This is a genomic window from Mesorhizobium sp. WSM4904 (assembly GCF_029674545.1).
GTDB lineage: Bacteria > Pseudomonadota > Alphaproteobacteria > Rhizobiales > Rhizobiaceae > Mesorhizobium.
Window position 1 is genome coordinate 1,295,039 of sequence record NZ_CP121354.1, and the last position, 21,941, is coordinate 1,316,979.

The 21,941-nt window shown below is 58.9% G+C and carries 18 protein-coding genes and 3 pseudogenes; all 21 read left to right on the top strand.

Annotated features, from left to right (window positions below; genetic code table 11):
- Positions 1-563: 563 nt before the first annotated feature.
- Positions 564-1,316, top strand: coding sequence for a carbonic anhydrase (locus QAZ47_RS06125; protein ID WP_063169372.1), 753 nt, complete (start codon positions 564-566; stop codon positions 1,314-1,316).
- Positions 1,317-1,476: 160 nt separating this feature from the next.
- Positions 1,477-1,673, top strand: a pseudogene (locus QAZ47_RS06130) (7-carboxy-7-deazaguanine synthase QueE); the annotation flags it as partial.
- A 1,097-nt stretch (positions 1,674-2,770) separates the two neighbouring features.
- The gene (nifH, locus tag QAZ47_RS06135; protein ID WP_024505261.1) at positions 2,771-3,664 is read left to right on the top strand and encodes a nitrogenase iron protein; all 894 of its coding nucleotides are present in this window, start codon (positions 2,771-2,773) and stop codon (positions 3,662-3,664) included.
- Positions 3,665-3,751: 87 nt separating this feature from the next.
- Positions 3,752-5,254, top strand: a complete 1,503-nt coding sequence (nifD, locus tag QAZ47_RS06140) for a nitrogenase molybdenum-iron protein alpha chain (RefSeq protein ID WP_024505262.1) — start codon at positions 3,752-3,754, stop codon at positions 5,252-5,254.
- A gap of 129 nt (positions 5,255-5,383) precedes the next feature.
- Positions 5,384-6,925, top strand: coding sequence for a nitrogenase molybdenum-iron protein subunit beta (gene nifK / locus QAZ47_RS06145; protein ID WP_024505263.1), 1,542 nt, complete (start codon positions 5,384-5,386; stop codon positions 6,923-6,925).
- A 61-nt stretch (positions 6,926-6,986) separates the two neighbouring features.
- Positions 6,987-8,471 (top strand): nitrogenase iron-molybdenum cofactor biosynthesis protein NifE, encoded by a 1,485-nt coding sequence (gene nifE / locus QAZ47_RS06150; RefSeq protein WP_024505264.1) that lies wholly within the window; start codon positions 6,987-6,989, stop codon positions 8,469-8,471.
- 8 nt (positions 8,472-8,479) lie between these two features.
- The gene (gene nifN, locus QAZ47_RS06155; protein ID WP_024505265.1) at positions 8,480-9,832 is read left to right on the top strand and encodes a nitrogenase iron-molybdenum cofactor biosynthesis protein NifN; all 1,353 of its coding nucleotides are present in this window, start codon (positions 8,480-8,482) and stop codon (positions 9,830-9,832) included.
- Complete coding sequence (gene nifX, locus QAZ47_RS06160) at positions 9,829-10,326, top strand: nitrogen fixation protein NifX (protein WP_063169371.1); 498 nt, start codon at positions 9,829-9,831, stop codon at positions 10,324-10,326. Before nifN ends, nifX begins: the two co-directional genes overlap by 4 nt.
- A gap of 16 nt (positions 10,327-10,342) precedes the next feature.
- The gene (locus tag QAZ47_RS06165) at positions 10,343-10,822 is read left to right on the top strand and encodes a NifX-associated nitrogen fixation protein (RefSeq protein WP_024505267.1); all 480 of its coding nucleotides are present in this window, start codon (positions 10,343-10,345) and stop codon (positions 10,820-10,822) included.
- A gap of 107 nt (positions 10,823-10,929) precedes the next feature.
- Entirely contained in the window at positions 10,930-11,634 is a 705-nt protein-coding gene (locus QAZ47_RS06170) for a response regulator transcription factor (protein WP_224571202.1), read from the top strand.
- A 95-nt stretch (positions 11,635-11,729) separates the two neighbouring features.
- The gene (locus QAZ47_RS06175; protein WP_063169369.1) at positions 11,730-12,602 is read left to right on the top strand and encodes a universal stress protein; all 873 of its coding nucleotides are present in this window, start codon (positions 11,730-11,732) and stop codon (positions 12,600-12,602) included.
- An 842-nt stretch (positions 12,603-13,444) separates the two neighbouring features.
- A complete protein-coding gene (locus QAZ47_RS06180) occupies positions 13,445-14,743 on the top strand; it encodes a SidA/IucD/PvdA family monooxygenase (protein ID WP_063169368.1) in 1,299 nt (432 codons plus the stop codon).
- Between the two features lie 13 nt (positions 14,744-14,756).
- Complete coding sequence (locus tag QAZ47_RS06185) at positions 14,757-15,134, top strand: hypothetical protein (protein WP_024505270.1); 378 nt, start codon at positions 14,757-14,759, stop codon at positions 15,132-15,134.
- A gap of 272 nt (positions 15,135-15,406) precedes the next feature.
- Entirely contained in the window at positions 15,407-16,552 is a 1,146-nt protein-coding gene (locus tag QAZ47_RS06190; RefSeq protein WP_063170388.1) for a TlpA disulfide reductase family protein, read from the top strand.
- 320 nt (positions 16,553-16,872) lie between these two features.
- The gene (locus QAZ47_RS06195) at positions 16,873-17,316 is read left to right on the top strand and encodes a DUF269 domain-containing protein (protein WP_224571203.1); all 444 of its coding nucleotides are present in this window, start codon (positions 16,873-16,875) and stop codon (positions 17,314-17,316) included.
- A gap of 90 nt (positions 17,317-17,406) precedes the next feature.
- Complete coding sequence (locus QAZ47_RS06200; protein WP_224571204.1) at positions 17,407-17,565, top strand: CCE_0567 family metalloprotein; 159 nt, start codon at positions 17,407-17,409, stop codon at positions 17,563-17,565.
- A pseudogene (gene fdxB / locus QAZ47_RS06205) lies at positions 17,562-17,877 on the top strand (ferredoxin III, nif-specific). Before QAZ47_RS06200 ends, fdxB begins: the two are co-directional and overlap by 4 nt.
- 79 nt (positions 17,878-17,956) lie before the next feature.
- Positions 17,957-18,148 carry an exopolysaccharide production repressor protein gene (locus QAZ47_RS06210; protein ID WP_127230899.1) on the top strand — a complete coding sequence of 64 codons (192 nt, stop codon included), beginning with the start codon at positions 17,957-17,959 and terminating at the stop codon, positions 18,146-18,148.
- Between the two features lie 236 nt (positions 18,149-18,384).
- Entirely contained in the window at positions 18,385-19,398 is a 1,014-nt protein-coding gene (locus QAZ47_RS06215) for a 1-aminocyclopropane-1-carboxylate deaminase (protein WP_024505903.1), read from the top strand.
- A 599-nt stretch (positions 19,399-19,997) separates the two neighbouring features.
- Complete coding sequence (locus QAZ47_RS06220) at positions 19,998-21,155, top strand: TlpA disulfide reductase family protein (RefSeq protein ID WP_063170386.1); 1,158 nt, start codon at positions 19,998-20,000, stop codon at positions 21,153-21,155.
- A gap of 324 nt (positions 21,156-21,479) precedes the next feature.
- Positions 21,480-21,916, top strand: a pseudogene (locus QAZ47_RS06225) (DUF269 domain-containing protein).
- Positions 21,917-21,941: the final 25 nt, after the last annotated feature.

Consider the following 21,941-nt stretch of genomic DNA (forward strand, 5'->3'; position numbering starts at 1 on the left):
TCGCCCCACCTGCTCCGTCGCAAGCACGTCATCCCCTCATCCTTGTCCAGCTCTTATCGATGTATCTCATTGTCCGGCCTGACGCACGACTGTCAGCATGGGAATGCATCCATTGCGCAAATGCCTTCCATAAAGAAGATCGATTTCCTCATTGGCCCAACGTGAAATATAGCAACGTTTTCGTGGCGTGGGTCGGCTGCGTCGGGAGTAGCGATGAAAACGTATTGGGGTCGCCTGCGTCTCCTTGGGCAGCGAGTGTAAAGTATAGCGATGCGGCCTCCGGCGCGAACGGCAGCCGCGCAGTGATCACCTTCGCCTGTGCCTTTGCGGCGGGGGTCAAGCGCTGGTCTGCTAAAATTTTTTATCGTTTAGCTGGTTGAAACTGCCCCCGTTGCGGGCTGCAGAAGCCGGCCAGCCGAGAAACGGCAGCCGCACTTATGAAAGCACGCCAAGGCGTGCGGGCATCTATCAGTTGCAAAGGACAATACTGGCCGCGCCGATTGGCCATCACGCGTCCATTAGGGCAGCCACCAACATCAGTTCGCAAGAGGAGCAAAAGTAATATGTATCGTCGTCACCTGATCAAAGGGTTGGTTGCGCTCGGCGCATGCCGGATTTGCGTTCAAGCCGCCCAAGCGACCAGTGCCCATTGGGGGTACACCGGTCCGGTCGGACCGGAGCACTGGGCTGATCTGGATAAGGAAAATTTCGTATGCTCTGCCGGCACGCAGCAATCGCCGATCAATATCAACAGCGCGGTCAAGGCGGATATCCCGCATATCGCCATCGGCTGGCACAAGGGCGGCGGCAATATGGTGAACAACGGCCACACCATTCAAATCAATATGCCACAAGGCAGCACGCTGACCCGCGGCGATCGTGTCTACGAACTGGTACAGTTCCATTTCCATGCGCCAAGCGAACATCACGTGGCGGGCAAGAGCTTCCCGATGGAGGTGCATTTCGTTCACAAGGACACGCAAAGTGGTACTCTGGGCGTGCTGGGCGTCTTTTTAACGCCCGGCGCGACAAATGCCAGCTTTGCTGCCCTTGCTGCGGCCTTTCCCGAACTGCCGAATGGGGAGGTGACGATCGACGAGGTGAATCCCAACTGGCTTCTGCCAGCCTCGCTTGGCTATTGGACTTATGAGGGCTCACTGACGACGCCGCCGTGCACCGAAAACGTCGAGTGGATGGTGGCGATGGAACCGGTTGACGTTGATCCGGCAGACATCCAGCGATTTGCCTCACTCTACCCGTCGAACGCGCGCCCTATTCATTCACCCAATCGACGCTTCATCCTGCGCCAGAGTTGAGCGCCGCCCCAGCGGTTCCGCACGGTCCAACATTCTTGGCACAAGTTGGCGCGAAGCCTCCTCTTCCGGTCTGGCGGTCTGACGGCGCTCCCCAAGCTGGCTAGTCTAAATGATAGGGATTCGGTGCCGACACCACTCGTCCCAAATACGTCGCGGCGAGGTTTGTCTGCAACCCGGCAATCACACGCCGCCCCGCCGTGGTAATGAAGACGTCTCTGTCGAGTCCGACGGAATATGATGCGCATGGAACCGCTGGTAGAAAAGGTGACCAGCGACAGGTGGTTCGAAGCCCGCGTCTTGCCGCAGCTGCACGTTCTACTCTGGGGTAACAAGAGGGTAGTGTATACCTTCTCCTAGCTTCGCCGCCAACTACTCGGTTTTCCGAATTGCTCTCTATATTCTTGAAGACGATGCGTTCGTTAAAGACATGTGCTGCGCACCTGGTGTAAAAGCTGCTCTCATCATGCAGAGGTCAAGCCAGTCGGGCTCATCCGAGGCTATGGCCGTGAGCACTGTTCAGTTCGGCAGAGAGGGCGCTTTTGTACACACTTTGCGATCGTGGCGGCCCCGTGGGCAGATCTGCAAGCTGCCGCGACACTAACCTCTCGAAGCCCGCCCGCCCGCCTTTCGTGCAGCTTCCTCTGAACAAAACCACCGCTCGCCCTTCAATAGGTTGATGCGTGTCTCCCAGTAAGATTCCTGTCCAAGAACGTGATAATCTTCTTGCCAGTGTTGTAGCTGATGTTGCCCTTGATGCCGCAGCCTACCGCGGCGGGACCAAACTCAATGGCAAGCAGGCCGGCTAGGATCGTGCAGCCAGTCGCGAGCCTCGCCCACAACGGGGTCTCACGCGCATGAGGGCGCCGACCATGGGTTCGGCGGTTCATACGCGTATAACACGTATCTTTCTGAAAAAATCAATGCTCTCGGCTAAGCTACTGAATTATTTGGCTTCCATATAGCGCGTCGGCGGAACCAACTTGTAGACGGGCTATGAAAGGTTAAGCGCGGATGTCTATCGGCCGCCGGCGTTCCCGCTCTGTAAGCCTGCCTGAACTACCCGCGCCGCGGTCAAGCCCCAGGCTCCTGCTCATCCAGCGACCGCCCGATCAATGGCAGGCTGGAAAGACAAGAGCCGATGTCTTCCGATGGTCTCGCCATCAGCTTTGGGCTAACTTCCCCATTCTCCCGCTTCGAGCTCGACACACGGCGGTTTGGATGGCGCACGACAATCTGTGTCGGCTTTGTCGTGTCCGTGACAGACGCCTGAAAGGCCCGTTCGCGCGTTTTGCCGCCGTCTAAGCGGCTGGAATTTAATGACAAAGTTTCTTCTGGGATCGGCCGATCACGCTGGTACGCTTTTTGCGATGCTTGGTGTGAGGCGGCACGAGCTGCCTATCGGCACTTGTGTCGCGGGCAGTCGCGATAATTAGAACGAAGGAAGGAAAGCTATTATGTCAGGTCTGCGTCAGATCGCCTTTTACGGAAAAGGCGGCATCGGCAAGTCCACCACGTCCCAAAATACGCTCGCTGCCCTTGTCGACCTCGGGCAGAGAATCCTCATCGTAGGATGCGACCCCAAAGCCGATTCCACACGCTTGATCCTGAATTCGAAAGCTCAGGATACCGTCCTGGATCTCGCCGCACAGGAAGGCTCGGTGGAAGACCTCGAACTCCAGGACGTGCTCAAGGTGGGCTACAGAGGCATCAAGTGCGTGGAGTCCGGCGGCCCCGAGCCGGGTGTCGGTTGCGCCGGCCGCGGCGTCATCACCTCGATCAATTTCCTCGAGGAGAATGGCGCTTATGACGATGTCGATTATGTCTCCTATGACGTCCTCGGCGACGTGGTATGCGGCGGCTTCGCCATGCCGATCCGCGAAGGCAAGGCCCAGGAGATCTATATCGTCATGTCCGGCGAGATGATGGCGCTCTATGCCGCCAACAACATCGCCAAGGGCATCCTCAAATATGCCCATTCGGGCGGTGTGCGGCTGGGCGGGCTGATCTGCAATGAACGTCAAACCGACCGCGAACTCGATCTGGCCGAAGCACTGGCTGGCCGATTGAATTCCAAGCTCATCCACTTCGTGCCCCGCGACAACATCGTCCAACATGCCGAACTCAGGAAGATGTCGGTGATCCAGTACGCGCCGGACTCAAAGCAGGCAGGGGAATACCGCGCTCTGGCCGAGAAGATCCACGCCAATTCGGGCCAGGGTACGATCCCGACGCCGATCACCATGGAGGAGCTGGAGGAGATGCTGCTCGACTTCGGCATCATGAAGACCGACGAGCAGATGCTTGCCGAGCTTCACTCCAAGGAAGCGGCGAAGGCGGCGGCCCAGTAGTGACATTAGCGCTGCCATGAATCGGCGCGCCTTGCAGAGAACGGCGCCTATTCTTTGAGGCGTCACCCAACCTTGAAAGGGGGACTCATGAGCCGGGAATACGAGAATGACGGTGCTCTTCATGCGAAGCTTATCGAAGAGGTGCTGTCGCATTATCCCGACAAGGCGGCGAAGCGCCGCAAGAAGCACCTCAACGTCGCAAAGAGCGGCAACGAGGCTGGCGGGGAAAGCGAGGTCCTTTCCGAATGCGACGTCAAATCGAACATCAAGTCCATTCCCGGGGTGATGACGATTCGCGGCTGTGCATATGCTGGTTCGAAAGGCGTGGTGTGGGGGCCAGTCAAGGATATGGTCCATATCTCGCACGGCCCGGTCGGCTGCGGCCAATATTCTTGGTCGCAGCGCCGCAACTACTACGTCGGTACAACGGGCGTCGACACGTTCGGGACAATGCAGTTCACCTCCGATTTCCAGGAGAAGGACATCGTCTTCGGCGGCGACAAGAAGCTGGAACAGATCATTGACGAGATTGAAGTCTTGTTTCCGCTCAACAACGGCATCACCGTGCAGTCCGAATGCCCTATCGGCCTGATTGGCGATGACACCGAGGCCGTTTCTCGCAAAAAGACCAAGGAGTATGACAAGACGATCGTGCCGGTACGCTGCGAGGGCTTCCGCGGCGTCTCGCAGTCGCTTGGCCACCACATCGCCAATGATGCAATCCGGGATTGGGTCTTCGACAAAAAGGATGTCAAGTTCGAGGCCGGCCCCTACGACGTCAACGTCATCGGCGACTACAATATCGGCGGCGATGCCTGGGCCTCGCGCATACTGCTTGAGGAGATAGGGCTGCGCGTGGTTGGCAACTGGTCGGGTGACGCCACACTCGCAGAGATCGAGCGCGCCCCGAAGGCTAAGCTCAATCTTATCCACTGCTACCGGTCGATGAATTACATCTGTCGGCATATGGAGGAAAAGTATGGCGTCGCCTGGATGGAGTACAATTTCTTCGGTCCCTCCCAGATCGAAGCCTCTCTGCGCAACATAGCCAAGCATTTTGGGCCGGAAATCGAGGAGAAGACCGAAAAGGTCATTGCCAAGTACAGGCCGCTTGTTGATGCGGTCATCGCCAAGTACCTGTCGCGCCTGGAAGGAAATACCGTGATGCTCTATGTCGGCGGCCTGCGCCCCCGCCACGTCGTCACGGCCTACGAGGACCTCGGCATGGTCATCGTGGGCACCGGCTATGAATTCGCCCACAGCGACGACTATCAGCGCACCGGCCACTACGTGAAGAACGGCACGCTGATCTACGATGACGTGACCGGCTATGAGTTGGAGAAATTCATCGAAGGGATTCGCCCAAATCTGGTCGGCTCGGGAATCAAAGAAAAATACCCGGTGCAGAAGATGGGCATACCGTTCCGCCAGATGCATTCCTGGGATTATTCAGGCCCGTATCACGGCTACGACGGCTTTGCCATTTTCGCACGTGATGTGGATCTCGCCATTAACAACCCGGTCTGGGACCTATTCCACGCGCCTTGGAAAAGAAGCCGGGGCGATGAGCGGGCGATGGCTGCCGAATAAACATTTGCTTCAGCCCCAGTCTCCCACTGAGACGGTGAACTCCCGCGGCCTCTGATCCGCCGGAGCCTGGAACGTCTTGACGTCCTGAGCTGCCGTCCCGCGCAGCCAGATGCAAAAGAGGTAATCATCATGCCGCAGTCGGCTGAAAAAATTCTCGATCACGCTCCCCTGTTCCGCGAGCCGGAATACAGAAAGATGCTCGCTGAGAAGAAGCTAAACTTCGAATGTCCGCACCCCGATGAAATCGTTTCCGATCAGCGCGATTTCACCCAGACGTGGGAATACCGCGAAAAGAACCTCGCCCGCAAAGCGCTTGTCGTGAACCCGGCCAAGGCCTGCCAGCCGCTGGGTGCGGTATTCGCTGCCGCCGGCTTCGAGCGAACCATGTCCTTCGTCCACGGCAGCCAAGGTTGCGTCGCCTATTACCGCTCGCACCTGTCGCGCCATTTCAAGGAGCCTGCCGCGGCGGTCTCCTCCTCAATGACCGAGGATGCGGCGGTGTTTGGCGGCCTGAAGAACATGGTCGACGGGCTCGCCAACACCTACCAGCTCTACGACCCCAAGATGATTGCCGTGTCGACGACCTGTATGGCAGAGGTCATTGGCGACGACCTGCACAGCTTCATCCAGAACGCCAAGGACGAAGATTCAGTCCCGCGCGACTTCGACGTGCCCTTTGCCCACACCCCGGCCTTCGTTGGCAGTCATGTCGACGGCTATGACAACATGGTCAAAGGCATTTTGGAGCACTTCTGGAAAGGTCAGGAGCGTACGCAAATCGAAGGAACCATCAACATCATTCCGGGCTTCGACGGCTTCTGCGTCGGCAACAACCGGGAGCTCAAGCGCCTGCTCGATGTAATGGGCGTGTCCTATACATTGATCCAGGATGCCTCTGACCAGTTCGATACGCCTTCGGACGGTGAATACCGCATGTATGACGGGGGCACGAAGATCAACGAGGTGAAGAAGGCCCTCAACGCCGAGGCAACGCTTTCGCTGCAGCATCACAACACCCGAAAGACACTGGGCTATTGCGAGGAGGTCGGGCAGGCGACGGCCTCGTTCCACTATCCGCTCGGCGTTCAGGCGACGGACGAATTCCTGATGGAGGTCGCGGCGATTTCCGGCAAGGAGATTCCCGAGGCAATTCGCCTCGAGCGCGGCCGACTGGTAGACGCCATGGCGGACAGCCAATCCTGGCTGCATGGTAAGAAATACGCCATCTACGGTGATCCCGACTTCGTTCACGCAATGGCCCGCTTTGTCATGGAGACCGGCGGCGAGCCAACCCATTGCCTCGCCACCAATGGCACCTCGGCATGGGAAGCCGATTTGAAGAAGCTGCTAGCATCCTCGCCTTTCGGCAAGGCTGCCCAGGTTTGGGCGGGCAAGGACCTGTGGGCGCTGCGCTCGCTGCTCTTTACCGAGCCGGTGGACCTTTTGATCGGCAATTCCTACGGCAAGTACCTGGAGCGCGACACCGGAACGCCGCTGATCCGGCTGATGTTTCCGATCTTCGATCGGCACCATCATCACCGCTTTGCGCTCTTTGGCTACCAGGGCGCGTTGCGCGTGCTGACGACGATCCTCGACAAGATCTTCGACAAACTCGATCGCGAGACGAGCGAGACGGGTGTGACGGATTATTCCTATGACCTCACGCGCTAAGAGCCGTGGCCGGCTTTTCGCCGAGGCCATTCCTTGCCCAATGGACTGGGGAGGCTGAGCGATGTCCTCCCTCAGCGCCAAAATCAAGGACGCCTTCGATGAGCCCGCCTGCGATAAGAACCGTGGCAAAGATGCCAAGGCGCGCAAGGAGGGCTGCTCGAAGTCGCTGACACCAGGGGCGGCAGCCGGCGGCTGCGCCTTTGACGGAGCCAAGATCGTCCTGCAGCCGATCACCGACGTTGCGCATCTGGTCCATGCGCCGCTCGCCTGCGAGGGCAATTCTTGGGACAACCGTGGTGCGGTTTCGTCAGGGCCGACCTTGTGGCGGACAAGCTTCACGACCGACCTCACCGAACTCGACCTGGTGATGGGGCAGGGCGAGCGGAAACTCTTCAAGGCGATCCGCGAGATCAAGCACACATACGCGCCGCCGGCGATCTTCGTCTACTCAACTTGCGTAACGGCGCTGATCGGTGACGACATCGAGGCCGTGTGCAAACGCGCCACGGAAAAGTTCGGTTTGGCCGTGGTGCCGATCAATGCGCCTGGCCTGGCAGGCTCCAAGAACCTCGGCAACAAGCTCGCCGCCGAGGCGTTGCTCGATCATGTCATCGGCACGGTCGAACCCGACGACCCCGGGCCCTACGACATCAACATCCTTGGCGAATTCAACCTCTCGGGCGAATTCTGGCTTGTAAAGCCGCTCCTCGATCGGCTCGGCATCCGGGTGCGCGCCTGCATTCCCGGCGATGCGCGTTACCGCGACATTGCTTCCGCGCACCGCGCCCGGGCGGCAATGATCGTGTGCTCGACCGCGCTGATCAGTCTTGCCCGCAAGATGGAGGAGCGCTGGGACATCCCGTTCTTCGAGGGCTCCTTCTATGGCATCTCCGACACATCGCAAGCTCTTCGCAACCTTGTCAGGCTGCTGGTGAGGAAGGGCGCCGATCCGGAGATCCTCGAGCGCACGGAGACGCTGATCGCGCAGCAGGAGGCGATCGCGTGGAAGAAACTCGAATCCTACCGGCAAAGGCTCCAAGGCAAGCGCGTGCTGCTCAACACAGGCGGTGTGAAGTCCTGGTCGGTTGTCCGTGCGCTGATGGAGATCGGAATCGAGATCGTCGGCACCTCGGTCAAGAAATCTACGGTGCAGGACAAGGAGCGCATCAAACAAGTTCTCAAGCACGACAAGCATATGTTCGAATACATGGCTGCGCGCGAGCTGTACGCCATGCTCTCTGAACACAGGGCCGATATCATGCTGTCGGGCGGTCGCACGCAATTCATTGCGCTCAAGGCCAAGACGCCCTGGCTCGATATCAACCAGGAGCGCCAGCACCCTTATGCCGGCTATGCCGGCATGGTGGAACTCGTACGCCAGATCGACCTCGCCATTCACAATCCGGTCTGGTCTCAGGTGCGCCAGCCGGCCCCGTGGGATTGCCAGCCTGATCTAAAAGACGAACTGCCATGCACGAAGAAGGAGTCCGGGCACCTGTTCGATGAATTCGCCGGCGCGACGGCACACGAGTTCAGCGAGTGTTGAGGCGACCGATGGCCCGCATCCTTCCCCAGACCAAATCCGCGGCGGTGAACCCGCTGAAGTCGTCGCAGCCGCTGGGTGCCGCCTTTGCCTTTCTTGGGGTCGACGGCGCGATGCCGCTGTTCCACGGCAGCCAGGGATGCACAAGCTTCGCGCTCGTGCTCTTCGTACGGCACTTCAAAGAAACGATTCCATTGCAGACAACAGCGATGGATGAGGTGGCGACCATCCTCGGCGCTGCCGACCATCTTGAAGAAGCCATCCTCAACCTCAAGAACCGCACGAAGCCAAAGCTGATCGGGGTGTGCACGACCGCGCTGGTGGAGACGCGTGGCGAAGATTGCGCGAGTGATATTGCGAACATCAAGCTGAAGCACACGCAAGAGCTTGCGGGTACGGAGGTCGTGCTGGCCAACACGCCGGATTTTGACGGCGCGATCGAAGAGGGCTGGGCCAAGGCAGTCACCGCAATGATCAAAGGGATTACAGGCTCGGGCGAACGTGCGCGGCAGCCGAAGAAGATCGCGATCCTGCCCGGATGCAACCTCACTGTCGCCGACATCGAGCATATGCGTGACATGGTTGAAAGCTTTGGGCTCAAGCCGGTTATTCTGCCCGACATTTCAGGCTCGCTCGACGGTACGGTTCCTGACCGCTGGGTAGCGACCACATACGGCGGCACCAGCGTCGAAGACATTCGCGAGTTGGGCACGGCCATGCAATGCATCGCCATCGGTGAGCACATGCGCCGCCCGGCGAAAGCGCTGCACGGGTTGACCGGCGTGCCTTACGTGTTGTTCCAGTCACTGACTGGGCTGCAGGACACGGACCGCTTCGTGTCGCTGCTGTCTGCGATTTCGGGCGCGGCGGTACCGGCCCGCGTGCGCCGGCGCCGGGCGCAATTGCAGGACGCGATGCTCGACGGACATTTCCATTTCGGCGGCAAGAAAATTGCCATCGCTGCCGAACCAGACCAGCTGTTCCAACTTGCGACCTTCTTTGCTGGCCTCGGCTCCGAGATAGCCGCGGCCGTCACAACGACCGACAGGTCTAAAATTCTCGAGAAAGTCCCGGCGGTTTCGGTTCAGATCGGCGATCTCGGCGATCTGGAAAGTCTTGCCGTCGGTGCTGACCTGCTTGTCACGCATTCGCACGGGCGCCAAGCATCGGAGCGGCTCCGAATTCCGCTCATGCGCATCGGGTTCCCGGTCTTCGATCGACTAGGCAGCCAGCACAAGCTCGCAATTCTCTATCAGGGCACCCGCGACATGATCTTCGAGGTCGCCAGCATCTTCCAGGCCAACCAACACGCGCCCACTCCTGAGGCGCTTGATCCACTCCGTAATCGAGAAATATCACGATGAACGCTGTTCGCCGCCTCTCGCTGGTCAGTAGTGAGGTTTTCGCCCCGATGCCTGAACGACGTAAGGGCGCATTGCGCGTTGCGATCGCCACTCAGGACATGCAGGACCTCAACGCCCATTTCGGGTCGGCCAGGCGCTTTGCTGTCTACGACGTGACGCGCGAGGAATGGAATCTCGTAGAAGCCGTGGCCTTCGATGACGTGTCCGATGAAAGCGGGGAGCATCGGGCCGAGCGCGATGATCGCATCACGCCAAAGGTGGATGCGCTCAAGGGCTGTCAGATCCTGTTTTGTCTGGCAATTGGCGGCCCTTCGGCAGCCAAGCTTGTCGCGGCAAAAATCCACCCGATCAAAGTGGCGGAGCCCCAATCGATCCCACAGGTGCTCTTGCGCACGCAGATGATGCTCAGGACGTGTCCTCCGCCTTGGCTGCGCAAGGTGCTGGCGCGAGCGGGCATTGCCGAAAAGAAACCGTCCTTCGAGGACGAGGACTGAAAAGAGGAGGACGCCAATGCCTGACCCCGCAATCCCCCCAGCTGTCGCCGAAGACGAGGCGGCTCTTTGCACCCCGTTCGTCAAATGCCTCGTGCGGCTGATCCGTTCTCAGGATTCCTATGGCTCGTGGGAACGCAAAGCGGACGCTGAGCTGCTGGGCGACTTCATCATTACCAAGGAACAGCGCCGAGGGATCCCAATCATCGGAGATCCCGATCCCGACGTGCTGTGGAGGCTCGACAAGTACTACGCCGCCATCGGGCTTGCGATCGAGGAGCGCTGCGGCCTTATGGCATCGCCGATGATCCAGGTGAGCCATGAGGGTTTTGGTCGGGTGCTTTTCACGACCGGACGGCTGGTCGTTTTGTCCAAAACGCTGCGCGATGTCCACCGGTTTGGCTTCGAGACGCTCCTGAAGCTCGCCACGGCCGGTACGAAGCTGGTCGACGATGCGATTTCAGTCATCGAAACCTTTCCCCACGTGGCGCTGGCATGATGGGCGCGATTTTCGAGAAAGGCCATCATGACGGACCCGAGAAACTATGTTGGCCAGTCCCCTCGATCCAGGGACTCGAGGCCGACCAGGTTGTTGGGGTATCGCCGATGAAGAAGCCGCTGGTCCTGATCTGCTCGCAAGATGCCGAGTTCTATCTGCTCTACAGCCACATACTGGAGGTTGACGGTTTCAGCAGTGAGACGGCAGACGGCGCGAAGGCTGCGCTGGCCTTGGCCGAACAACGGGAGCTTCAGGCCGTAGTGCTGGATTGCGACCCAGCCAGCATAAACGGGTCCGCAATTTGCGCCCACCTCAAGCGGGAACCGCGCACCACCGACCTGCCTATCATCGCCCTGATCGCGCCTGGCGCCGAGCACCAGCACCTCGATCTCTTGAAGGCAGGCGTTGAGAGCTTTGTGCGGCCGGTGGCTCCGGCCAAGCTGCTCGACTGCCTGCGGGCGAGGCTCGGGCTGACCAAGCGTGGTCCGAACGGGGTTGAAAACGACAGTTGGATTTGTTGTGGAGGCCTGGAGATGAAGCTCGATGCCCATCGGGTTCGCGGTAATGGCCACGACATCCATCTCGGACGGATCGATTTCAACGTGCTGCGGCTTATGATTGAGGCCCCCGGCAAGGTCTTCAGCCGGGACGAGCTTATCGGGGCGGCCTGGCTGCCCAACATTCATGTCGGTGCACGCACCGTCGATGTCCATATCAGCCGAATCAGGAGGGCGCTGAAAACGGCCTTGCCCGGCAGCGTCATTCGCACCGTCAGGTCGGCCGGCTACTCGCTCGAGAAGCCGGACGACTGAAATCGGTGATCGAACGTGGTGCCGCTCTCTCTTCCTCCTGAGAGCGGTGTTGCCGCTTTGAGGCGCTCCTAACGAAGACCAGGAGAAGCAGGCAAATGGAATTTAAAAGCATATTCAGTGTGACGGGTGCTGATCATTCTGATGAGGACCTCACAACAGCTGCCGGACTGTGTGCCGAGGTCGGCGCGCACCTATCGGTACTCATTATACCGCCTCCATTGCTCTTGATGTCGTCTCCGCCCCCCGAATGGAATACAGGACGTGCACAGGCAATTGCAGTACCGAACTATCGATTTCAGCAAATCGAGAAATTTTCACAGGACGTGACCAGAATGGAAAGACGGTCCGCGGATATCCTCAAAAGGCTGAAAGCTATGTCGCTTTCCTGTGACGTTGACACCGACTATTGCGATCCGGCTAGCCTCGGTGAAGTGGCACGACAGCGGGCGCTCTGCGCTGACCTGACGATCGTTGGAGGAGACCTCCTCAACGATGAGACTCTCGGACCTCCTGTTGTCAACGGCTGCTTGTTCGATAGCGGAAAGCCGGTGCTCATCGTGCCGAAGGGCGTTAAGGCGACGCTGTCGCCTCGACGCGTGCTGGTCGGCTGGGATTCGCGTGTAGAGGCCTCGCGTGCGGTTCGGGAAGCTCTTAGTATCCTATCCGCTGCCAAGGAAGTCTGTGTCGCTATGGTCGATCCAAAGGCGCAAAACAACGGGAAAGGCGCGCAGTCTGGAGCTGACATCGCTGCCTATCTTACTCGGCACGGTGCTCGGGTCTCCGTTGACCTGCTTAAGAGCGCCGGCAAATCGGCGGGCACAGTGCTGACCCAGCACGCGAACGACATCTGTGCTGACATGATGGTTATGGGTGCTTATGGCAGCCGTGGGCTGCGTGAGCGGATTTTCGGCGGTCCGCCGAGCTGGAGCTTTGGGAAGACCACATTGCCGCTGTTTTTGGCTCGCTGATCAGCTCCGTAGGAACACCGATCAGGTCGTAGGACCGCCAACCAGTCCGAAGTCGTCGTCGGTTACCGGTCGGATTGCGGAGACATGGCTGGATCCGCGAACATCTTGCGACGCTTGTCAGAGCCAAACCGGACGCCTCGACTGCTTCACGACGCTCTCGTGAACCAACTCGTGCGAGATCGTCCGCAACGGGCAGTAAAGACGAACGGCTGCAGCAGACCGCAGCCAAGCCACAGGGCGGGTGTACCAGGAGACCCCGCCTCGTGCGCGAACCCTGTTGGAAGGCCCCTTATCAGTACCCGGACGCGCGTCAAATCGGCGGCTGTCCCTGTCAGCCTGCGGTGTGCAAGGGCCGCTGCCGCGGAGCTTCCCCTGCCCGATCGTCGGGCGTGCGACAATGTCGGATTCCAGACGAGCTGGAACTGCGCGAACTCGTTGGTTTGACAGGTCTTTATCCGGCACGCCGCATGCATGGGAGTCTCCGAAAGCATTAAGAGCCGTTATCCATGGTTACGCCCCTCGAAAGAAAGAGCCGCTTCCGTCGTGGCAGGGAAACAGCCACTCCTGGGGTGGAGGCCGGCGCTAGAAGCCGCCGTAAGATCCGGAAGAGCCGCGCGACAGCATCACACACTTTCCTTCTGCTCTTGGGTTCGGATCACGCCGCGCCGCTGTCGATGCCGCCGACATTGAGCCCAAGACCTGGAAGGCGGCACACGCTTTTGCTGTCCTCTCAGTCGGGACCGCGGCTCAAGCATGCCTGTGAGGTTCGCATTGCTCAATGCCCGGCAATCGACGTCAACATGCCGCTGAGTTGGAAAACACTCCTAGAGGAGTAAGGATAAGTGGACCTCTTTTGTATTGGTGTGGGTGCTGGACCATCTAATTTGAGCCTTGCGTGTCAGATACAGGAAGAGATTGCGCAAGGGGCACTGTTCCTGGACCGGGAGGTCGATTTCCGAGGACATCCAGGCAGCGCTTTCGATTGCGCGGAGCTCCAGGTCGGCCACTTCCAGGATCTGGTTACTCTGGTCAATCCGCGATCAGCCTACACATTCGTAAACTACCTCCACGAGAACGGGCGTCTTTACAATTTCCTCAATGCGCAATTTCACGGGGTGCTTAGAGCCGAGTTCGCCCAATATCTCAACTGGGCGTTCCAGAAGAATCCGCTTGTCCGTGGCGGCGAGGCCGTTCGCGAAATCCGCTTTGACGGCGAGTTTCGCGTGCGGACGGACAACGCGGTCCTTGATGCAAGAAACCTCGTCATCGACATAGGCAAGCAGGCGCAAATTCCGCCTCAGTTTCATGGCTGGACTGGACCCAACCTGTTCCACTCATCTGAGTTGGCCCACATCAATCCTGAGGTGCAAAAAAAGCATGTCTGCGTTGTTGGCGGCGGACAGTCGGGAGCCGAGCTGCTACTGCACCTTGTCGGCCGGCCGAAAGAACGGCGGCCCGCGGCGATCACATGGGTCTTGACGCGCGAGATGCCTTTCGACGACCACGCGTTCACAAACGGGCTGTTCACGCCATGCTTCTCGGATCGTTTTGCTGCGATGAGCGAGGTGCATCGACAGCTGTTCCTGCGGCGTTTCGCGCTTGCCTCCGAGGGCATTTCAGAAAGCAAGTTGCGCGCGGTCTATCAGGCGCTCTACCACCACGCCTTTCTCGAGCCACACCAATGCGAGATCACATTGCGGCCAAGTTGCAACGTGTCGCGCTGCATCAATGCCGGAGCAGGGCACAGGCTCACGCTGCAACGCGGCTTGGACAACATCGGAGAAGTAACCGCCGATATCGTCATCCTGGCCACCGGGTACGAGAAACCGCTGCCGGGTTTCCTAGAACCGATCGCAGATCGCCTCGAACAGATCGGCAATGAGCTCGCCATCGGCGAGGATTTTTCGGTGTACTGGGACGGACCGCGAGACCGACGCCTTTTCGTTCAGAACGCCTGCCTTGGACAGCGCGGGCTGGCTGATCCGAACTTTGGGCTGCTGGCCTGGCGAGCGCGCCGCATCCTTGACAGCCTTCTGCGGCGCGCGCCATGCGCCAATCCCGAGCATCTAGGGTTCATCAACCGTCCCTTGACGGAGTGCTGGCCCGACCTCGGAGTCGAACAAATGGGCAGCGGGATATGATTCGTCGATATTGATGATCGGCGGTGGCATTCAGGAAAGATTTCCGCCTCTGGCGGCAAAAGCGGGACGAGCAATATTCCTACGGCGTCAGATCGCTCTGCTCGCGCTTGAGCAAGGTAGCGTCGCGCGACTCCTGCTTGGCGTGAAACAGCAAAGGGCATTCAATCACGATGCAGCTTTACGTGCTGTCGGGCTCAACGCCACGTGGATCGAGCCCAACGCCGCCGTTGGCAACCGCGACGCGAATTATGACGCCGGGCCACATGCGGCGGTGGCTGCAAGGGTACCGAGCCTCTCCCGCACTTTCGACCCCATCGCCGAAGTGCGACTACTCCAGGACGCCGAAGCCGGTCTTATCGCCAGCGGGCCAGCCAAACTCTCACCTTCCTAAACGGCAGCCGCTAAGGTGAGCCGTCGAAAGCCGACATTCAGGTTAACGTCAGCTGGCCGTGTTAGGGCTCGCTTATTCAAGGCGGTACCGGCGCTTGCCGAAGCTAAGAAGGGTTGGCATGCCCTTTGCCGTGCTTGATGTGCGGCAACACGGTGAGAGCTCCGCTGAAGCAAGCGAGAGGGAGCAATGCCCTCGAGACCGTGTCCGATTTTGACTGGAAAATATTCCGCGACAAAAGAGACGAAAGGTGTGGAATGACTTTGGACACCAAGATGGAACTGCGTATGGGGTCCCCGGCTCCTGCGCTGAAAGTGGAGAACTGGCTGCGTGGCGAGCCCCTCACGAGCCTTCGGCCCGGCAAGGTCTACCTCGTTGAATTTTGGGCGACTTGGTGCCGACCATGTGTCCACGCCATGCCCCATTTGATCGAACTGCAGGAGAAATATAAAGACAGCGGATTTGAGATTATCGGAGTCGCAGCTTGCGAAAAGGCTGCAACCGCGGACGAAGCGCGGACCAACGTGGATGCCTGGCTGACCGAGAAGTTCCCGAATCTGAATTATCGGACAGCGTTCGATTGCACTGGCGAAATGAAAAAGCTCTGGCTGGAACCCAGCTCTTCGTTCGGGATTCCCACCTCGTTCGTGGTCGACCGCGACGGCCACATCGCTTATATCGGCCACCCGGCACCTCTCGATGACGTTTTGCCGAAAGTCCTTAACGGCAGCTGGCGCAGCAGCTATGAAGCGAAAGCCGTCGATGCAAAGCGAATCTCGCGTGTGCGCGAATCGTCGCTGAGTCAGCCGATATACGCCAAACTTGGGCCGGCGATGCAGGACGAGGATTGGGCAGCGGCACTATTGGCCATCGAAGAAGGCCTCGCCGTGATGCCAGACTCTTTTGATTTTCGGCGGGTTCATGCGGATATTCTGCTTCACAAGCTGCGCGACATCAAAACCGGCTTGCCGCTTATGCGCGAATTGGTCGAGGACGCGATCAACAAAAAGTTCGAAGCGATGTCTTGGGTGGTGATGGCGCTGAACCAACTCTTCCATCCCACGATCGACAACTCCCATCTTCCGCATGATGATCGCTTTGCGATGGGCAAGGAGCTCTCCGAACAGATCCTGGAACTTAATCCTCCGCAAGGCGATGGAGACTTTAAATTCGGGTGTTACTTTCCGGTCGCTCAGTATTATTACGAGAGCGGCAACAAGGACCGGGCGATCGAGTTGATCGAGGTGGCAATCAAATCGCTGGACCATTCGGAGCCAGTGCCGGACCAAACCAAACAGCGCTACCTCACCTCGTTGCTCCAAGCCCTGGCCAACTACACGGGTGAGCCTGCCTGTCACGCGGGTCTCTGTGTGGCTCCGCAAAACAAGACTTCCGAAACTCAAAACGCTGTCACTTCCTGAGCAAGGATCGCGAAGGGCATGACAATTGGAATTGAACACCGGCAAATCCGCCCGCCCAGGCGCACTTCGCAGCAATAACGTCGATGCCGCAAAAGTGCGCGGCTTGCGGCAGGTGGAATTTCCATTGCGTTTACCTCGGGTCGAACCGCGGCGCAGGCGTTCGCGCCGCGGTGAAAGGTCTCGCATTGGTGGACGTGCTCGAGGTCGGCCACGGGACACTGTTGCGTGGGATCGGCTCGCCCAAGCCATTCCCCGCCCACGCAAGCGCCCGAACCACACATCGCAGAAAAAGAGATCGTCCTTCAAGAGGAGTACTGAAATTGGGGAAAAGCGAAATTCCTCATGAACCGGTTGGCCCTGCTGTCCACGGGGACGACGAGGCCCTTGCTTCCCCGTTCGTCAAATGCCTCCTGCGGCTCATTCGTACTCAGGATTCCTTCGGCTTATGGGAAGGCCATTCGGATGCCGAGCTGCTGGCCGAGTTCATCATCACCAAGCAACAGCAACGTGCGGTACCCTTTGGCGGCGATCCCGATCCTGACGCGCTGTGGAGGCTCGACATGTTTTACACCGCCGTAGCGCTTGCGATCGAGGAGCGCTCCGGCGTGTCGACGTCGCCGACAATAGAAATGAAACCCGTGGGGGCTTCCGGCGGTTGGGCGTTCTGTCGAGACGTCCACCGGTTCGGCTTCGAGACTTTCCGCAAACTTGCTGAGGCCGGTACGAAACTGGTCGACGATGCGACTGCAGCCATTGAAGCCTAGCCCGAGATGGAGCGCATCAAGAAACCATTGTTCCAGGAAGGATCTATGTCAGACCTAGATAGGATGAGGAAAAAAGTCTGAAAGCTCCAGTTGCGTGCAGCTATTGCCAAGATGGCATTGCAGGACCTCGTCGAGGGTCTGCCGGGCAAGTGGGCCGACATACAGGAAGTCGCCGAGAAAACCCAAGCCGTTTATGCCGAGTTGGATGTTGCCAAGAGAGAACTCGCTTCAATGAAGAATTTAGGATGATGCGCACATTCACCACCCGTGACGGCTCCATTTGGATGCCGCCGTACCTGACCTCCATCGATAGCAAATCTGCATCGGCTGCTGCCGTTGTTTCAAGGTCTGCTCGCGCGATGTCATGCATCTTCACGGCGTTGATGATGCGGGTGAAATCCTCGCCCCTGCGATGACGAGGACGACGATTTCGACGGCAAGCTCAATCGCATGATCATGGTTGTCGATGATGCCGGCCGCTGCATAGGCTGCGGAGCCTGCGGCCGCGTCTGCCCCAAGAACTGCCAGACGCATGTTCCGGCCGACGAGCTCGCAACATGATCTGGCGAAAACCAGGGGAGCGGCGTGCACTTCATCTTTTTGTCGGCTCGTGGGGCTGGTCCTGTGCAGCAATGCGTCGATGGTTTACTTCGCTTTGGATTCGCTCCGTGTGGCAGTCGTCACGACGCTGGCCTGTTCGCTGCTGCTTCAGGCCGGCTACTTCGGCCGCGTGCTCTTTCTGATCTGGCAGTCCTCTAGCCGCGCTCGTGGAACTCGCCACAGGGGCCAGCATGCCGATGGTTACAGGAAAGCTCGGGTACCAGTCGTCTGACTCTGATCAACTGCGGAATGCAATTTTCAGCTGTGTCCCGGCTTGGTCGAATGCCCAGCATGTGCTGCTGCTTTGATGCGCGGATGACAGGATCAGTGCTCAGACCCACACCAATTTTGGTCACCCTCTGATGACTGAGCTGATCGTATAGGGAATCTGTGTTCGGCTAACACGCGACCATACCCCTGGGCTGACCGGTGCGTAGCAGGTTCAGGTACTTTTTTGCTGGAGATAGCATGCTGGAAAAATTCGAACGTTATCCGCTCACCTTTGGACCCACGCCGATCGAGAGGCTCGACCGCCTCGGCAAGCATCTGGGCGACAAGGTGGAAATCTACGTCAAACGCGAGGACTGCAACTCCGGTCTCGCGTTCGGCGGAAACAAGCTGCGCAAGCTCGAATACATTGTGCCCGACGCGATCGCGTCAGATGCCGATACGCTCGTCACAATCGGTGGCGTGCAGTCCAACCATACGCGCATGGTCGCTGCGGTCGCCGCCAAGATCGGCATGAAATGCCTCCTGGTCCAGGAGAGCTGGGTCCCACATGATGATGCTGTCTACGACCGGGTCGGCAATATCCTCTTGAGCCGCATCATGGGGGCAGAGGTGCGCCTGGTTGACGAGGGCTTTGACATCGGCATCCGCCGCAGCTGGGAAAAGGCACTTTATGAAGTCAAGGCAAGGGGCGGCAGGCCATATGCGATACCTGCCGGCGCCTCTGTCCACAAATACGGCGGCCTGGGCTATGTGGGGTTCGCTGAGGAGGTGCGTGCCCAGGAAGAGCAGCTTGGGTTTGCCTTCGACTATATCGTCGTCTGTACGGTGACTGGTTCAACCCACGGCGGCATGCTCGTCGGGTTCGCCAAGGATGGTCGACAGCGCAACGTGATCGGTATCGATGCCTCCGCCATGCCCGCCAAGACCAAGGCGCAGGTGCTTGGCATCGCCCAAAATACAGCGAAGCTCGTCCACCTCGGAGCGGAAATTGTCGAGGCAGACGTGGTGTTGTTCATGGACTACGCGTACCCGGGTTATGGCGTTCCATCGGAGGAAACCAAAGAGGCAATCCGTTTGTGCGCGCGGCTCGAGGGCATGATTACGGACCCCGTTTACGAGGGCAAATCGATGCAAGGGATGATCGACCTCGTCCAGAGGGGCTTCTTTCCACAGGGATCGAGGGTCCTCTACGCACATCTAGGCGGCGCACCGGCGATCAACGGGTACGGCTACACCTTTCGCAACGGCTGACGTTCGGCAGTCTGCGATTCCGCGGTCGCGCTCGAACGTGGGTAGGTAGCGTCGTTCGAGCGCTTGGCTGGAGAAGTGGAGGCAGCGACGGGCATCCACTAATTGGTACCATTACGTGCTGTCGGTGCTCAACGCCACGCGCATTGAGCGCATGCCGCCGTTGGCAACCGCGAGGCGAATTTTGACTCCGGGGCAAGAATCCACACGCGGCGGTGGCGGCACGAGGACCAAGCCGGCGAGTTCGCGCTTTCGAACTGGCGCCAAACTGCCACTGCTCGAGGGCCGAGGCCAGTCTAATCACAGGCGAGCCGTCCAAGCTCTCAAGAGTGATAGGGCGAAACCCGACAGCGGCAGAAGACATGTCGGGTTCACGACAATCGGCCGCATTTGGCCTCGTGGAGAATTTCAAAGCATTTCCCGCCGCTTACCGGAGCTGAGGGAATTGGCACCTCCGTTGCAGCTTGATGTGCGGCAACACGGTGAGAGCTTCGCTGAAGCAAGCCAGAGGGAGCGATGCCCTCGAGACCGTGTCCGATTTTGACTGGAAAATATTCCGCGACAAAAGAGACGAAAGGTGTGGAATGACTTTGGACACCAAGATGGAACTGCGTATGGGGTCCCCGGCTCCTGCGATCAAAGTGGAGAACTGGCTGCGTGGCGAGCCCCTCACGAACTTTCGGCCCGGCAAGGTCTACCTCGTTGAGTTTTGGGCGACTTGGTGCGGACCATGTGTCGACGCCATGCCCCATTTGATCGAACTGCAGGAGAAATATGAAGGCAGCGGATTTGAGGCGGTCGGAGTTGCCGCCTGCGAACAGGGTCCTACCGCAGACGAGGCGCGGACCAACGTGGATGCCTGGCTGACCGAGGAGTTCCCGAATCTGAATTATCGTATCGGGTTCGATTACATTGGCGAAATGAACAAGCTCTGGATGGATCCCAGCTCTTCGATTGGGATTCCCACCTCGTTCGTGGTCGACCGCGACGGCCACATCGCTTTTATCGGCCACCCGGCGGAACTCGATGACGTTTTGCCGAAAGTCCTTAACGGCAGCTGGCGCAGCAGCTATGAAGCGAAAGCCGCCGATGCAAAGCGCATCGCGCATAACCAACTTGCAGCGCGCGAAATGTCGCTTACCGGGCCGATATACGCCAAACTTGAGCCGGCGATGCAGGCCGAGGATTGGACGGCGGCGCTCTTGGCCATCGAAGAAGGCCTCGCCTTGATGCCAGACTCTTGTGAGTTCCGGCAGATTCATGCGGATCTTCTGCTTCACAAGCTGCGCGACATCAAGACCGGCATGCCGGTCATGCGAGAATTGGTCGAGGACGCGATCGACAAAACGTCCGACGCGGTGTCGTGGATGGCCTTGGCCCTCAACCAACTCTTCGATCCCACGATGGACAATTCCCATCTTCCGCGCGCGGAGCGCTTTGCGATGGGCAACGAGCTCTCGGAACAGATACTGGCACTCAATCCCCCGAACGGCGATGGCCCGTTTAAATACCTCCGGTACCTCCCGGTAGCTCAGTATTATTACGAGAGCGGCAACAAAGATCGCGCAATCGAGTTGATCGAGGTGGCACTGAAATCGGTGGACCGGCTGGGGCCAATTCCGGACCACACCAAACAGTACTATCTTACCCCATTGCTCGAAGCACTGGCCAACTACACGGGTGAGCCTGCCTGTCACGCGGATCTTTGTGTGGCTCCGCAAAAGAAGGCACCCGAAACTCAAAACGAAGTCACTTCCTGAGCAAGAATCGCGAAGGGACTGACAATTGGAATTGAACACTGGCCAATCCGCCCATCGAAGCTCTCTTCGCAGCAAGTATGTCGATGCAGCAGGGCGGCGGCTTGCGGAAGGTTGGATTTCAATTGCGTTGACCACCGGTCGGATCGCGGCGCAGACGATGTGCGCCGCGAATTCGCGCCGCAGGTCTCGCACTCGTGGACATGTCGAGGTCGGCCACGGGGCACTCTTGGGGTTGGCCCGCCCAAGCCATTCGTCGGCCACGCAAGCGGACCCGGAGTGGGCATCGCAGGAAAAGGAAATCGTACCTCGAAGACGAAGACTGAAATGACGAACAACGAAATTCCTCCGGTTGGCCCTGCTGTCAACAATGACGACGAGGCCCTTGCTTCCCCGTTCGTCAAATGCCTCCTGCGGCTCATTCGTACTCAGGATTCCTTCGGCTTATGGGAAGGCCATTCGGATGCCGAGCTGCTGGCCGAGTTCATCATCACCAAGCAACAGCAACGTGCGGTACCCTTTGGCGGCGATCCCGATCCTGACGCGCTGTGGAGGCTCGACATGTTTACACCGCCGTAGCGCTTGCGATCGAGGAGCGCTCCGGCGTGTCGACGTCGCCAATAATTGGAATGAAGCCCCTGCGGGCTTCCAGCGGTTGGGCGTTCTGTCGAGACGTCCACCGGTTCGGCTTCGAGACTTTCCGCAAACTTGCTGAGGCCGGTACGAAACTGGTCGACGATGCGACTGCAGCCATTGAAGCCTAGCCCGAGATGGAGCGCATCAACAAAA